The following is a 13140-nucleotide window of genomic DNA, read 5'->3' as shown; positions in this document are numbered from 1 at the left end:
ATCAAAACCGCGCTACCAAACCGAGGCCCGCATTTGTGTTATCCCAATGAGGTTCTAGCTTGAGCGAAACACGGTTTTCGAGCGCCCGGTTGTAATACTGAACCGACCGACGCAAGTGCAATCCGGGCCGGTGCATAATGCTCCCAACGAGCAAAACCGTTAGTCCGCTGGCCATCGTTACAATTCCACCTCGATTCAGGGATTTCTTTTCAGATTGCTGAGATGAGAAAGGATTTCTGCTGTAGGCCATTCCATTGCTATAATAAAGTCCGTTCTGATAGATTGGTATTCCAGCAATATCTCTCCTGGAGTCGCTATTCGAACTAAACGTAATCACCGCCCCGATCACAGAAGTAACCCCGCCTACCACTATCAAACCCGTACCTACACGCCGGCTACTGGTAAATTTCCGGTATTCCCGAATTGCATCCGGATTGCCCGAAGCTAGAATGTATTTGCCCAATTCGGTAACTCGCCGCACCTCAATCCCATCATAAAAATAAGTTGTTTGCGACTGATGGCGGGGGCCATACTGAGTTCCCCAGGTTACGGTCTGGTTTTCTTTTTGAATCGGCTTAAGCCCTTCCGTCTGCGCCAATACGCCCAAAGGCAGTATAAAGGCTATAAAAGTATATGGCTTTCATCGGCAGTTTTTATAACAATTTATAGCATATACCCATAAACTAAATTAAGGACAAATTAGATTTAACGAATAAATCATTAAACTTTTTAAATGGGCCTCAAAAGGTGTACAGCCTAAACGGGGTTACGCAGTGGGTCAGCGTTATGTCCCCTTCGTAGGTATCGTCAATAAGGGGAACGGGGTCAAACAAGGAAAGGCCCACGATAGGGCAATCGGCTCGGCAGTTGATCAGAAAACGGTCATAAAAGCCGCCGCCGTAGCCAACTCGGTTGCCCTCCTCGTCGAAGGCTAGTAAGGGAGCAAATACTACATCGATTTGTGGCGTCTCGATGGGCAAAGACGTGTTTGGGTCCGGCTCAGGAATTTGAAATTGATTGGTCAGAAGAACCGACGTAGGCAAAAGCTCGTAATGCGCCATCGTCCCTGTAGTGAAATCCGTGCGAGACACGGCAATCCTGATCGCGGGAAATTCACGCCATAACCGGTGGATAATCAGCCACGTGTTGACTTCCGCCTGTTTTTCAATAGGCAAGAAAATATGGATAACGCGTCGATTATCCAGCAACGAACTCACAAAAATCCGCTCTGCAATCGCTTCGCTTCGTTGCTGCCATTCTTCTTTCGACAAGCTCCGGCGCTTCTGGCGATACAAAGAACGAATCTCGGCTTTCGTCATGCTACTTTTCCGTCAATATAGCCATGCGGTAATCCAAAGGATCGAACGTTGCTTTGAGCTTGTTGATGAATTCAGAGTCATTCATCCAGTAGGTGAGAATATTCTCCGAGCGGTCCTGCGCACCACCCTGCGGAAACAATTTTGACTTTAGTGTAACCAACTGATTGACTACTGTTTCGTAGTTGCGGTCTTCGGCTTTACGCAGCCGCTTTTCCAAATCATCGATGGCGTTGATCAAGCGCGAACGTTCGGCTTGCACCGCTCCTTCCAGCGACTTATCAACCTGGAGCGCTTTGGCCAGAATCTGGTCAAAATGGCTTTCTACTCCAGCTTTTTCTTCGGCCAATTGCAGCGAATTTTGGGTGATTCGTGCGACATACGTCCGCCGTAAACGAATTTCATCCAGAAAGAGCTCTTCGTGCGTAACGCCTAGCTTGTCAATCCGTTGGGCATTGGTTGCATTTACATAGAGGGCAAAGTTGCGGGGCATCAACAACGGAAAAGGCAGCTCGAAATGATCAAAAACACCTTTCAGCTGCAACCAGTACGGCACTTCCGAGGGGCCACCAACATAGGCCAGATTCGGCAAAATATATTCCTGGTATACAGGCCGCAACACCACGTTCGGGCTGAATCGCTCCGGATGCTGCTCCAAGAGATCTAAAAGCTCAGCCTGCGTGAATTGCAGATCCGTTTGCAGTACGTAATAATTATCCGTAACCGCCGCTTTCTGTCTTTTCTTTTTGGATGCCTCCTGCTTTTCCTTACCCGTCACAATCCGCTCCCGCAGATTATCATCCAAGTAGAAAAGATTAATATCGCGGGGAGCGATCTGGGTCGTATAGCCCAGCGCTTTGAGCTGGTGGGTCGTCTTTTTGGTCAGGTCGCTCGTCGTCTGGTTCAGGAGTTCTTCGCGCATCACGGGCAAAAATTCCCGCTTCAGTTCCGCGTCGTCGGCATCCAGGCAAATCAGGCCGTCTTTGCCAAACAGCTCATTCACGTAACTACGCACCGCATCAGCCAGGGAATCATTATTCAGATACGCCTTTTTGAAAACCCCGGCTTGTTCGGGAAGCTGTTGCAGGATGGTTTCCAGACTTTTCGGATTAATGCGCCCGACGGCTCCGCTCTGTTTTTCGTCCCAGCGGTAGGTTTTGCCGAACAAATTAAAATGGTTAATCTCCGCGAAATCGTGATCTTCCGTAGCCATCCAGTAAACCGGCACAAACTTGTAATCCGGGTACGTTTCGGAAAGCTTTTTAGCCAGATTAATGGTCGTAATCAGCTTATAAACAACGTACAGCGGCCCGGTAAAAATATTCAGCTGATGACCTGTGGTAACCGTGTAGGTGTTGGGTTCCGCTAAGATGGATAAGTCAGGATGGCTCTCTAACTTCTGATACTGCCGCTCCAGCACCTTGACCAACGTCTGCCGTTTCGCTTCATCAAAGGGCCGGTTCTGAATTTGCTCCCCGAAAGCCTCCAGCGTCGGAAAGCGGTCGTAGAAGGGTTTAATTGTATCTTTTTGGGCGAGATAATCCAGAAACAGATTTGAAAACTGGCCGGTTGCGGCAAGGGGCAGATACTGACAGTCCATGCGGTGGATAAGTTATTGACGGCTGAACAACAAAAAACCCCGCAAGGTTCGCTGCGGGGTGATGAGTATTAGGAAACGACTTCGCCGTACAAGTCAAATTCGTGCGCTTCGGTGATCCGTACCGCCGCGAAATCGCCCTGCCGTACGTACGTACTGTTGGCTGGCACCAGTACTTCGTTGTCTACTTCAGGCGAATCGGCTTCGGTCCGACCAATAAAATAGCCGCCTTCTTTGCGATCGAACAGCACTTTATAGAAATGCCCAACCTTTTCCTGGTTTTTTTCGTACGAGATGCCTTGCTGCAACTCCATGATCTCATCAACGCGCTCCTGTTTCACCTCAGCTGGAATGTCGTCCGGCATAGAAAAGGAATGCGTATTGTCTTCGTGCGAGTACGTGAACGCGCCCAGGCGGTCAAAGCGCATTCGCTCTACAAAGTCGTAGGTTTCTTCAAACATCGCTTCGGTTTCACCCGGATGGCCGACAATCAACGTCGTGCGCAACGCAATATCAGGTACTTTTTCGCGGATCGTTTCAATCAGCGCTTCTGTTTTTTCGCGCGTAATACCCCGGCGCATGATTTTCAGCAGTTCCGTCGAACCAGTCTGCAACGGCATATCGAGGTATTTGCAAATATTGTGTCGTTCGCGCATTACATCCAGCACATCCAGCGGAAAACCAGACGGATAGGCATATTGCAACCGGATCCAGTCGATGCCCTCTACATCGGATAAATTACGCATCAAATCGGCCAGATTGCGCTTTTTGTAAATATCCAGACCGTAGTAAGTCAGATCCTGCGCGATTAGAATCAATTCTTTAGTGCCGCGTTTCGCCAGCGATTTCGCTTCTTTCACCAGCTCTTCCATTGGCCGCGAAACGTGGCTACCGCGCATTAGCGGAATAGCGCAGAAGGAACAGGGGCGGTCGCATCCTTCCGCAATTTTCAGGTAAGCGAAGTGCGCTGGCGTTGTCAACAGGCGCTCGCCAACGAGTTCGTGTTTGTAGTCGGCCTTCAGCGTTTTCAGCAGACGAGGCAGTTCGTTGGTACCGAACCAAGCGTCTACCGTCGGAATTTCGACTTCCAGTTCATCTTTGTAACGATGCGAAAGACAGCCCGTTACGTAGACTTTATCGACCACGCCCGCATCTTTGGCATCGACATAGCGCAGAATGGTATTTACCGATTCTTCTTTGGCATTATCGATGAAACCGCAGGTGTTGATCACCACGATGTTAGCGTCGTCTTTTTTTGATTCGTGCGTTACGTTATAGCCGTTTCCTTTCAGTTGCGTGTACAGCACTTCCGAGTCTACCAGGTTCTTTGAGCAACCGAGCGTAACAATATTGATTTTATTCTTGCGTAATCCTTTTGTCTTCAATGTCTTGTATGGCTAAATACCAGCTCCCTCTATCGATTCTGGTACAACACCTGTATTTTTGTCAAAGTTCGGAAAAGTCCAATTTAGAGCCAAGCTAAATCGGTTTTATCCACGGAATTTTATGCTCGACAACTTGTTGAGGTACATTTTTAAAATACTCGTCCAGAGCAAAATCTAGGTAAATACTATTGCGGTTGAGATATACACTTTGTCCATCGGCCAATCTAAAGATCAGATAGCTATAGACTGCTACCATCTTTGATGAGTTTCGCCCCGGAAAATGATATTCTATAGTGTCAATGTTATCCGGCGTTATCAACCAGCAGTCCTGCTCGTGTTCTATTTTGATGCTTTGATCAGCCGGATTCATGGTTACCACGCGGTTGCGGGTAATTGCCCAATACTGCCATTCCAGTTTGGCTATCTGCCACAAATACCACGCGCCCCAACCTGAAAGAGCTAACAGAGATGCAGCCAATAACCAATGGACAGGATGTTTCGCTACCTTGGGCATTAAGAATGAACCGAGATAAGCCAACATCAAAATAAGGAACACCAGCACGAAGTTGAAGAGAAAATTAAAGCGGGTGAAGTAGTCCCAGGCCGTTTTTTCGTACGTCACCACTACGGCCAAAGGCGATTCGTCACCGACCGATTTTGCCGTAAAACGCAGCATCTTGTAGATGAACCAGCCGAAAGCCCCAAAGATGATAACGAAAATAAGCGCTGTACCCATAACAAACTAAAAAGCAGCCTGATAGGTAATATCAAAGGTGACTGAAGTTTTACGATTTTTCTGAACGGATACCGGAAAAATATTATTACGCTCGTCGGATAAATTGGCGTATAATCCGTTCTTTTCCTGCACAAATAGCGAGTATTGACCAACGGGCAGACTAACGCAGAATTTCCCGTCTTTACCCGACCTAACCGTTTTGACTTTTTGCGTCAGTACCTTGGTATAAAAGCCCTCGTCGTTCGTTTCCGTCTGCGACTGATTGGTTAGTTTGTAGACCAGCAGCTCACGCACAACGGGCTGGCCTTTCGGTTGGGGCCGGTCAGGGCCGGGCATCATATTACCCGACTTAAAAATAACAGTTCCGCAAACTCCCTGAAATGGCGCTTTGGGTTTGGTCTTCTGAACTTTCTTCTGCGCTATAGCTACCGGACAGCCAACTAACAGGCTCATACAGACAAACAGCAGTGAAGCCCACCCAAATTTGCGTATATCAGCCTGTTGGTTATTCATATAGAATGTTGCTAAAATTCCGGAAAATCACTTAAACACGCTTAAAGAACGAATCAACAAACTCCATCTTGTTGAACGTCTGTAAATCATCAATTTTTTCGCCGACGCCGATGTATTTCACCGGAATCTTGAATTCATCGGAAATACCGATCACTACGCCCCCTTTGGCTGTGCCATCCAGTTTGGTGATGGCCAGTGCCGTCACATCCGTTACCCGAGTAAACTCCCGCGCCTGAATTACAGCGTTTTGTCCCGTCGAGCCATCCAGAACGAGCAGAACCTCGTGCGGTGCATCGGGAATCACCTTTTGCATCACGCGCTTAATCTTGGAAAGCTCGTTCATTAAGTTTACTTTGGTATGCAGACGGCCTGCCGTGTCGATAATAACCACATCCGCCTGGAGTTCAACCGCTTTTTTGATCGCATCGAACGCAACTGCCGATGGATCGGTATTCATGCCGTGGTCGATTACGGGTACACCCACGCGCTGGCCCCAGAGCTTAAGTTGGTCAACGGCGGCGGCTCGGAAGGTATCTCCTGCGCCCAAAACGACTTTTCGGCCCCGCTGGTGAAACTGGGCAGCCAGCTTACCGATGGTCGTGGTTTTGCCCACGCCATTGACACCCACAACCATAATCACATACGGTTTTTTATCGGCAGGCAGGGAAAAATCATTGCTAATATCAACGGATTTGTTTTCAGAGAGCAGTGATGCAATTTCTTCCCGAAGAATGCGGTCAAGTTCGTCGGTACCAACGTATTTATCACGGGCAACCCGTTCTTCGATTCGCTTGATGATTTTAACGGTTGTTTCGACGCCGACATCCGAACTAACGAGTACTTCTTCAACTTCGTCCAGAACTTCGTCATCCACTTTCGATTTGCCGACAACTGCCCGGCTCAATTTGGAGAAAAAGCTATCTTTTGACTTTTCCAGTCCTTTATCAAGCGATTCTTTTTTTTCCTTCGAGAAAAAATCAAACAGACCCATGTAATTTTCGTAAAGTTTAAGGTGTGAAATTTAAGGTTTAAAGTTTACAAAGTAGCCAACCTCAAACTGTATACGGTAAACCTAAACTCGTTTCTGTCAACAAATATAAAAACAAAAAAGTCCCTCATCGGGACTTTCTATGCAATGTCTTTCGTCAAGAAGTGATTAGCTTTTCAGGGCAGCCTGTAATTCTTCCAGAGGGACCATTTCCTCTTTGAATGTATAAGCGCCTGTTTTTGGCGACTTCACAGCTTTAATAACTTTTGCGAAGTTCTTGCCGCCACCTTCTTTTTTCAGGGTTGCAACTACTTTCTTTGCCATGACAGTTCAATGGGGCCGTTCCCCCGTTTAAATTACTTAATTTCTTTGTGTACGGTCACTTTCTTTAGGTACGGATTGTACTTTTTCAGTTCGATCCGAGCCGGAGTGTTCTTACGGTTTTTAGTAGTGATGTAACGAGACATGCCCGCTACAGCTGCAGTTTTCTGCTCCGTGCACTCCAGAATGACCTGAATTCTATTGCCTTTCTTCGCCATTACTGTACGTATTTTCTCAAACAGGAACGCAAAGGTAAGGAAAAACGAGATTTATCACAAAACTTTTTTACATAAATTCTGTGATTAGTAGTCGGTTAGGCAACTGTGTTTTACTTTTGGCTTTGACCTCTACTAATAAGGTGCTGGAATTAATCACTTATCTATTATTGTTTATTTAGTTCCAGTCTTTGACTTATAATGGCAACGCAAACAATTCAATACGACTATCAACCCGGGCATTTTCAGGCTTCCGAACCCAATAAATACAAGCCGGAAAGCCTTCAATCCGGCGAGATGATTCTCAACATGGGGCCGCAACACCCGTCTACACACGGGGTTTTGCGGCTGGAAGTCATTACCGACGGGGAGATTATTGTCGATGTGGTACCGCACCTGGGGTATCTGCACCGTTGTTTTGAGAAACATGCTGAATCCATGCCCTACAACCAGACGCTGCCGTTTGTGGATCGGCTGGATTACGTAGCAGCCATGAACAACGAGCATGTGTTTTGTATGGGTGTCGAGCGCATGTTGGGCATTCAGGATGATCTTCTGAACCGGGTGGATGGCCGCCGCGTCGAATACATTCGCGTGCTCGTTGCTGAACTTAACCGGCTGGCGTCCCACTTTGTCGCCATTGGAACCTACGCGCTGGACATTGGGGCTTATACCCCTTTTCTCTGGATGATGCGCGACCGCGAGCACCTGCAACGCCTGCTGGAATGGGTCAGCGGTGCCCGCATGCTGTATAATTACATCTGGATCGGGGGGCTGTATTACGATTTGCCCGTCGGTTTTGAAGAACGCTGCCGGGAATACCTGACCTACTTAAAACCCAAGCTGATTGAAATGCAGCAGCTCGTTATCGAAAATAAAATTTTCGTTAAGCGAACGGCCAATGTAGGCGTGTTGCCTCTGCCAGTAGCGATTGATTACGGTTGCACAGGGCCCGTGTTACGAGGTTCTGGCTTGCGATATGATTTGCGCCGCGTCGATAATTACTCAGTTTACCCGGAGCTGGATTTTGATATTCCTATTGGCGAAGGAAAGATGGGAACCGTCGGCGATTGCTGGGACCGCAATTATGTTCGGGTGCTGGAGTGCTGGGAATCCGTTCGTATTGCCGAACAATGCCTCGACCAGCTCCAGGGCGATCTGAAACGCACCCGCGACTTTGATCCCCAGGTATTGGTTCCGAAAAAGATTCGGCCCAAAGCGCAGGAGTTTTACATCCGGGGCGAAATACCGAAAGGCGAGTTAGGCTTTTTCTTCCGCGCCGACGGACGATCCGACGTGCCGTTCCGGTGTCGCTGCCGTTCGTGCTCTTATCACAATCTGTCGATGATTGGCGAGATTACCAAAGGCTCCATGATTGCGGATTTAGTCGCCGTGATTGGTTCTATTGATATTGTGATGGGTGAGGTTGACCGGTGATTTACCGAAAGGCCAGTTGTAAAAAAGCCGTTAACTCCATGAGCCAGGCCACACCAAGGTGGACAATGATTCCGCCCCAGACGCTGCGCGTTCGTTGCGCAATGACGCCCAGAATATAACCGCCAAAAATCGAACTGATGGTTTCGCCGGGCGGTTTGCCAAAGTGAATAAAGGCGTAGGTTACTACCATTGGCACAACAGCGCCCCGACCCAGAATATGCGTCATGCCAATTACCAGAAAGCCCCGAAACATGAGTTCGGTTGGAATGAAGTCCCAACCGTAAGCTAATTCATAGACTACCGCTGTTACCCACTCTGGCACCCCGAAAAATTCGTTGGCGTTTGTATCCTCGTAGGATGGGTAGCTCGCCAGGAAAGAAGGCTGAAACGAAGCGTAGGTAATAATTGGTACCATCAGGAGCAACAACCAACCGTAAATTTTCAGTCCCTCCCACTTGGGTTTTAAGCCGTAAAACGCACTCGAAGGCTGAGGTACTAGTTTATAGAATAAAAACAAAGGCAGCACAACGGTCAGGAGCGAATGCAGGTTTCTAAACAGATAGAAGGCGTATACATAAATTTGTCCACCAAAGACGGCAGCGCTCCAGGCATCGAATCCATAAAAGCCCGCATAGATGGCAAACACCACCAGGCCAAACCCGCTAAACAGCCAAAAAGCCGGTTTTCGCAGGATATGGCCTTGGCGGTTGAAATAAATCCAGATGGCAGCGCTGCCATAATAAGCGAACGCATACAGCAGAAAATAAAGACTCATTCGTTTCAGCGGCGCCGAAACATATAGGTCGATATGGCTGTCTTCAATATCATAATAGTAGTTTAAACTAATACTGGCGGCCAGAAAAAGGCCAAGCGTAGCGTAAAGATCAGGACGAAAATCGGCTTTCCAGTGTTCACGCAGGTAGCGCAGAAATTGTCGCATTGGACATTAAATATTAATCAAACCAAAAGAACCTATAATTTTGGAAGATAAAGTACTTCCTATTCATTTTTCCATGAAAAGTCTGTCTCTCCATTTCATTTCCATTGGCGGTAGCGTCATGCACAATTTGGCTATTGCTCTTCAACAGCAAGGGCATAAGGTAACGGGTTCCGACGACGAAATCTACGAGCCTTCGCGCACGCGCTTGCAAAAACAGGGACTGCTTCCGGCGGAAATGGGTTGGAATCCGGCCAATATTCATACGGGATTGGATGCTGTTATCCTGGGGATGCACGCCCGTAAGGATAACCCGGAACTACTGAAAGCGCAGGAGTTGGGCTTGGCCGTTTACTCCTATCCCGAATTTATTTACGAACAAAGCAAGCACAAACAGCGGGTAGTTATTGCGGGCAGCCACGGCAAAACCACCATTACGTCTATCCTTCTGCACGTACTGAACTACCACAAACGAAACTTTGACTATCTGGTTGGCGCGCAGATAGAAGGCTTTGATACGATGGTTAAACTAACCGCTGATGCGCCGCTCCTGATTGCCGAAGGGGATGAATACGGCGCCTCGCCCCTGGATACGCGACCAAAGTTTTTGTTTTTCCAGCCGCATATTGCCCTCATTAGCGGAATTGCCTGGGATCACGTGAATATCTACCCGACTTACGATTCGTATGTACATCAGTTTGAATTACTAGCCGATTCGCTCCCCAAAGCCGGCGCTATTGTGTTCGATGATACGGATGATATGCTGGATGTGATTGCCCTCAAAGAACGCGAGGACGTTACGCGTCAACCCTACGACGTGCACTCTTACCGAATTTCGAACGGGCAAACCTGGCTGAAAACAAAATCAGCGGGCGATGTACCCGTGCAGATTTTTGGGGAGCACAACATGAAAAACATTGCGGGTGCGCTGGCCGTCTGCGATCGCCTGGGCATCACCGAAGAGATGTTTTACGAAGCCATTCAAAGCTTTAAAGGCGCTGCCCGCCGCCTTGAACTCGTCACTTCGAACGACCAGAAAACCATTTACCGTGATTTCGCCCATGCCCCTTCAAAAGTCGGTGCAACCACGGCGGCAGTTCGCCAGCAGTTCCCAAACCGAAAACTAATCGCCTGCGTTGAATTGCACACGTTTAGTAGTTTGAACAAAAATTTTCTCGGCCAATACCGTGATAAGCTGGACCAGGCCGATGTAGCCGTTGTTTTCTATAGTCCCCATACGCTCGAGATGAAACGCATGGAACCTATCAGCCCACAGGAAATTATCACTGCTTTTGACCGCCCGGATCTACAGATTTTCACGGACACCGCCAGCCTGCAAACTTTTCTGGAGAGCCAGAGCACAGCCGCTCCATCGGTGTATTTGCTGATGAGTTCCGGTACATTCGGTGGTCTTGACGTAAATCGTCTGGGCGAGCAATAGAAAATTTTTCAACTGCTTTACAACTGTCTTTATACCAGTGGGGTCTTTAGTCTGAACCGGTATGTTGGATGAACGATCGTTAGTAGACGGGTGCAAAAAGAAAGACCGTGCAGCACAGCGAAAACTCTATGAGTTGTTCGCCGGGAAGCTCTTTGCCGTTAGTCAACGCTACACCAAAAACCGCGACGATGCTGAAGATGTCCTGCAAGATTCCTTTGTAAAGGCCTTTCAGCATATTGACTCCTTTCGGTTTGAGTGCCCACTGGAAGCCTGGCTGAAGCGCATCGTAATTAATACTGCTCTAAAACATATCCGTAAAAATAAGCCCTGGCAAAACCAAACCGATGTGGAGGAAGTGGCTTATGCACTACCACAGGCGGAAGACAGCTTGGCCGGTCTGCACTACCAGCAATTGTTGCGGTTGGTGCAGGAATTACCGACCGGTTGTCAGACCGTATTCAATTTGTATGCTATTGAAGGATACACGCATCCCGAAATTGCTGATTTGTTAGATATTTCTGAAGGTACATCGAAGTCGCAGTATTCCCGTGCCCGGGTGCTGCTACAACAAAAAATTCAGAACGAACTCCGATTTAGAAATGAGTCAGTCTGAAGAAAATATGTCTGATAACCAATGGTCTGGTCAGGAATGGCGCAACGCCTTCCAGGATGCAGACGACACCCCGCCCAGTGGGCTGTGGGATGCTATTGAACGCCGTCTTGACGAAGAGGAGAGCAAAACGGTGGTGATTCCTTTCTGGACAAGCTACCGCCCCTTTTTATACGGGGCAGCGGCAGCCGTGGCTTTGCTATTGGTGGGCTGGTGGGCCTTCAACTCGGCCAAGCACCCGGGTATGGAACAGCCCGTTGCCATCCAGCAGCCTGCTCAAAGCAACCAGCCAGAGGCTTTCTCGTCAGCGGTTCCCAACACGTCATCAACTCCAGAAAAAATCAATGATCCAAATGCCGATCACATGGCACGGCCTTTAGACAGAATTGCCGCTACGGAGCCTACACGCAATGCACGTAATTTGAGCCGTACGCGAAATGAGGCCAACCGCGCCCAGGAATTGGCACCAGACGTACTGCAAAAAGTAACCAAGGCTTTACCAGCAACCGACAATGCCCTGGCTTACCAGCAAGCCGCGTCTGAAAAAGCAGCTTCAGCACGGCGGGTTAAGGCGCAACAAGGCTTGACGTCCAGTACAGAAAACGTAGCTGTTCAAGCTCGTACCGATCAAGATTTAAATTCATCAACGACTCCGCCATCCAGTACAGACGCAGAAAAAAAGTTAGTTTCAGAAGCATTAGCAGATAATAAAGCGCTGGCTTCGGCTTCCTACGAGTTACTCGAAAGCAAGCAGTTTTCCCTGAAAACCATGCGGGGCGTTAACCGTATTATCTGGTACCGCGCGCCGGATTTAGTGATTGAGCCGGAATCACCGAAAAAGTCCTCGAAAAAAGACTATTGGACGGCTATTGCTTACATGCCTATGTCGTTTAACCCAGCGACGTCGGTTCGGACCAATGGCTTGGCTCCTTTGTACTCGGCCTCACAAACATTTTCGGCAAATCGGGCTGTTCAGTCACCCGAACTGCAAAATCATGCGCAGTGGTCAACATCGCTTCAACTGAATACGGGGATGAAACTATCGAAGCACTGGTCGGTGGAAACAGGAGTGAATTACTTGCAGGGACGCTCGGTGGCCCAAAGCAACGCGGTTGTTTTTACGGCATTAAGTACTAGTTCTCCTAATAATTTATTGGAGAACGCCCTTCGGAATAGCGCGTCTCCTGCCTATAGTGACAAGAGCAATTTTGCACCCAGCAGCTTAACCAACGATCCAATCTTTGCCGCCGCCACGTCGGATGAAAAAGCATCCGTACAGAATAACTACCGCTTTCTCCAGATTCCGCTTCAAGCCGGGTTTAACATCAACCCCGATGCTAAGCTAAGTTATTCCGTTTTGGGTGGCGCATTGGCTAACGTCTTTCTACAAAATACGGTAGGCTCTTATGAAATAACGTCCGATGATAACATCTATCGCCCGGTAATTCTGTCGGGAACGGCTGGCCTTCGGGTAAATTATCGCCCTACAAATCATTGGTCTGGTTCGTTAACGGGTTCCTTCCAGCGAGCCCTTCAATCAGGCACGCGTCCTGAAGCACAGGTACAAACGCGCCCACAAGCGATGGGCGTTGGCTTCGGGCTTAACTACCATTTTTGAAAGATTAGCCGAAATTTCGGCTAATC

Annotated in this window: 14 protein-coding genes; 4 read left to right on the top strand and 10 right to left on the bottom strand. The window is 48.4% G+C overall.

Annotated elements, in window-relative coordinates; translation table 11 throughout:
- Window position 1: 1 nt before the first annotated feature.
- From L0Y31_RS06485 to rpmG, 9 genes are all read right to left on the bottom strand, one after another.
- Entirely contained in the window at window positions 2–607 is a 606-nt protein-coding gene (locus L0Y31_RS06485; protein ID WP_234736308.1) for a hypothetical protein, read from the bottom strand.
- Window positions 608–740: 133 nt separating this feature from the next.
- Entirely contained in the window at window positions 741–1319 is a 579-nt protein-coding gene (locus L0Y31_RS06480; RefSeq protein ID WP_234736307.1) for a 5-formyltetrahydrofolate cyclo-ligase, read from the bottom strand.
- A 1-nt stretch (window position 1320) separates the two neighbouring features.
- Window positions 1321–2916: a bacillithiol biosynthesis cysteine-adding enzyme BshC gene (gene bshC / locus L0Y31_RS06475; protein WP_234736306.1), complete on the bottom strand. Its 1596-nt coding sequence runs from the start codon at window positions 2914–2916 to the stop codon at window positions 1321–1323.
- A gap of 68 nt (window positions 2917–2984) precedes the next feature.
- Window positions 2985–4298: a 30S ribosomal protein S12 methylthiotransferase RimO gene (gene rimO, locus L0Y31_RS06470; RefSeq protein ID WP_234736305.1), complete on the bottom strand. Its 1314-nt coding sequence runs from the start codon at window positions 4296–4298 to the stop codon at window positions 2985–2987.
- 94 nt (window positions 4299–4392) lie between these two features.
- Window positions 4393–5034 (bottom strand): hypothetical protein, encoded by a 642-nt coding sequence (locus tag L0Y31_RS06465; RefSeq protein WP_234736304.1) that lies wholly within the window; start codon window positions 5032–5034, stop codon window positions 4393–4395.
- 6 nt (window positions 5035–5040) lie between these two features.
- On the bottom strand, window positions 5041–5547 hold the full coding sequence (locus tag L0Y31_RS06460; RefSeq protein ID WP_234736303.1) for a hypothetical protein: 507 nt from the start codon (window positions 5545–5547) through the stop codon (window positions 5041–5043).
- A 31-nt stretch (window positions 5548–5578) separates the two neighbouring features.
- Window positions 5579–6538: a signal recognition particle-docking protein FtsY gene (ftsY, locus tag L0Y31_RS06455; RefSeq protein ID WP_234736302.1), complete on the bottom strand. Its 960-nt coding sequence runs from the start codon at window positions 6536–6538 to the stop codon at window positions 5579–5581.
- Between the two features lie 165 nt (window positions 6539–6703).
- Window positions 6704–6859 (bottom strand): DUF4295 domain-containing protein, encoded by a 156-nt coding sequence (locus tag L0Y31_RS06450; RefSeq protein ID WP_234736301.1) that lies wholly within the window; start codon window positions 6857–6859, stop codon window positions 6704–6706.
- A 32-nt stretch (window positions 6860–6891) separates the two neighbouring features.
- Window positions 6892–7074 carry a 50S ribosomal protein L33 gene (gene rpmG, locus L0Y31_RS06445; protein WP_234736300.1) on the bottom strand — a complete coding sequence of 61 codons (183 nt, stop codon included), beginning with the start codon at window positions 7072–7074 and terminating at the stop codon, window positions 6892–6894.
- 198 nt (window positions 7075–7272) lie between these two features.
- Between rpmG and L0Y31_RS06440 the strand changes: the two genes are divergently transcribed.
- On the top strand, window positions 7273–8508 hold the full coding sequence (locus L0Y31_RS06440; RefSeq protein WP_234736299.1) for an NADH-quinone oxidoreductase subunit D: 1236 nt from the start codon (window positions 7273–7275) through the stop codon (window positions 8506–8508).
- A 1-nt stretch (window position 8509) separates the two neighbouring features.
- On the opposite strand, the gene L0Y31_RS06435 is transcribed toward L0Y31_RS06440, so the two are convergent.
- Entirely contained in the window at window positions 8510–9448 is a 939-nt protein-coding gene (locus tag L0Y31_RS06435; protein WP_234736298.1) for a CPBP family intramembrane glutamic endopeptidase, read from the bottom strand.
- Window positions 9449–9521: 73 nt separating this feature from the next.
- On the opposite strand from L0Y31_RS06435, the gene L0Y31_RS06430 reads away from it, so the two are divergent.
- The 3 genes from L0Y31_RS06430 to L0Y31_RS06420 all read left to right on the top strand — a co-directional run bounded on the left by L0Y31_RS06430 (window position 9522) and on the right by L0Y31_RS06420 (window position 13114).
- Window positions 9522–10886 carry a UDP-N-acetylmuramate--L-alanine ligase gene (locus L0Y31_RS06430; protein WP_234736297.1) on the top strand — a complete coding sequence of 455 codons (1365 nt, stop codon included), beginning with the start codon at window positions 9522–9524 and terminating at the stop codon, window positions 10884–10886.
- Between the two features lie 61 nt (window positions 10887–10947).
- Window positions 10948–11499, top strand: a complete 552-nt coding sequence (locus L0Y31_RS06425; RefSeq protein ID WP_234736296.1) for an RNA polymerase sigma factor — start codon at window positions 10948–10950, stop codon at window positions 11497–11499.
- On the top strand, window positions 11486–13114 hold the full coding sequence (locus L0Y31_RS06420; RefSeq protein WP_234736295.1) for an outer membrane protein: 1629 nt from the start codon (window positions 11486–11488) through the stop codon (window positions 13112–13114). The genes L0Y31_RS06425 and L0Y31_RS06420 overlap by 14 nt, the downstream gene beginning before the upstream one ends.
- The last annotated feature ends 26 nt before the right edge of the window (window positions 13115–13140 follow it).

Source organism: Tellurirhabdus bombi (assembly GCF_021484805.1).
Lineage (GTDB): Bacteria > Bacteroidota > Bacteroidia > Cytophagales > Spirosomataceae > Tellurirhabdus > Tellurirhabdus bombi.
Note: the sequence above shows the minus strand (reverse complement) of the source record. Positions and strands in the feature narration are given on the sequence as shown.

Coding starts and splice junctions, on each gene's coding strand:
- L0Y31_RS06480 (WP_234736307.1), bottom strand. CDS start 1,319: ATGACGAAAGCCGAGATTCGTTCTTTGTATCGCCAGAAGCGCCGGAGC.
- bshC (WP_234736306.1), bottom strand. CDS start 2,916: ATGGACTGTCAGTATCTGCCCCTTGCCGCAACCGGCCAGTTTTCAAAT.
- L0Y31_RS06465 (WP_234736304.1), bottom strand. CDS start 5,034: ATGGGTACAGCGCTTATTTTCGTTATCATCTTTGGGGCTTTCGGCTGG.
- L0Y31_RS06460 (WP_234736303.1), bottom strand. CDS start 5,547: ATGAATAACCAACAGGCTGATATACGCAAATTTGGGTGGGCTTCACTG.
- ftsY (WP_234736302.1), bottom strand. CDS start 6,538: ATGGGTCTGTTTGATTTTTTCTCGAAGGAAAAAAAAGAATCGCTTGAT.
- L0Y31_RS06450 (WP_234736301.1), bottom strand. CDS start 6,859: ATGGCAAAGAAAGTAGTTGCAACCCTGAAAAAAGAAGGTGGCGGCAAG.
- rpmG (WP_234736300.1), bottom strand. CDS start 7,074: ATGGCGAAGAAAGGCAATAGAATTCAGGTCATTCTGGAGTGCACGGAG.
- L0Y31_RS06440 (WP_234736299.1), top strand. CDS start 7,273: ATGGCAACGCAAACAATTCAATACGACTATCAACCCGGGCATTTTCAG.
- L0Y31_RS06435 (WP_234736298.1), bottom strand. CDS start 9,448: ATGCGACAATTTCTGCGCTACCTGCGTGAACACTGGAAAGCCGATTTT.
- L0Y31_RS06430 (WP_234736297.1), top strand. CDS start 9,522: ATGAAAAGTCTGTCTCTCCATTTCATTTCCATTGGCGGTAGCGTCATG.
- L0Y31_RS06425 (WP_234736296.1), top strand. CDS start 10,948: ATGTTGGATGAACGATCGTTAGTAGACGGGTGCAAAAAGAAAGACCGT.
- L0Y31_RS06420 (WP_234736295.1), top strand. CDS start 11,486: ATGAGTCAGTCTGAAGAAAATATGTCTGATAACCAATGGTCTGGTCAG.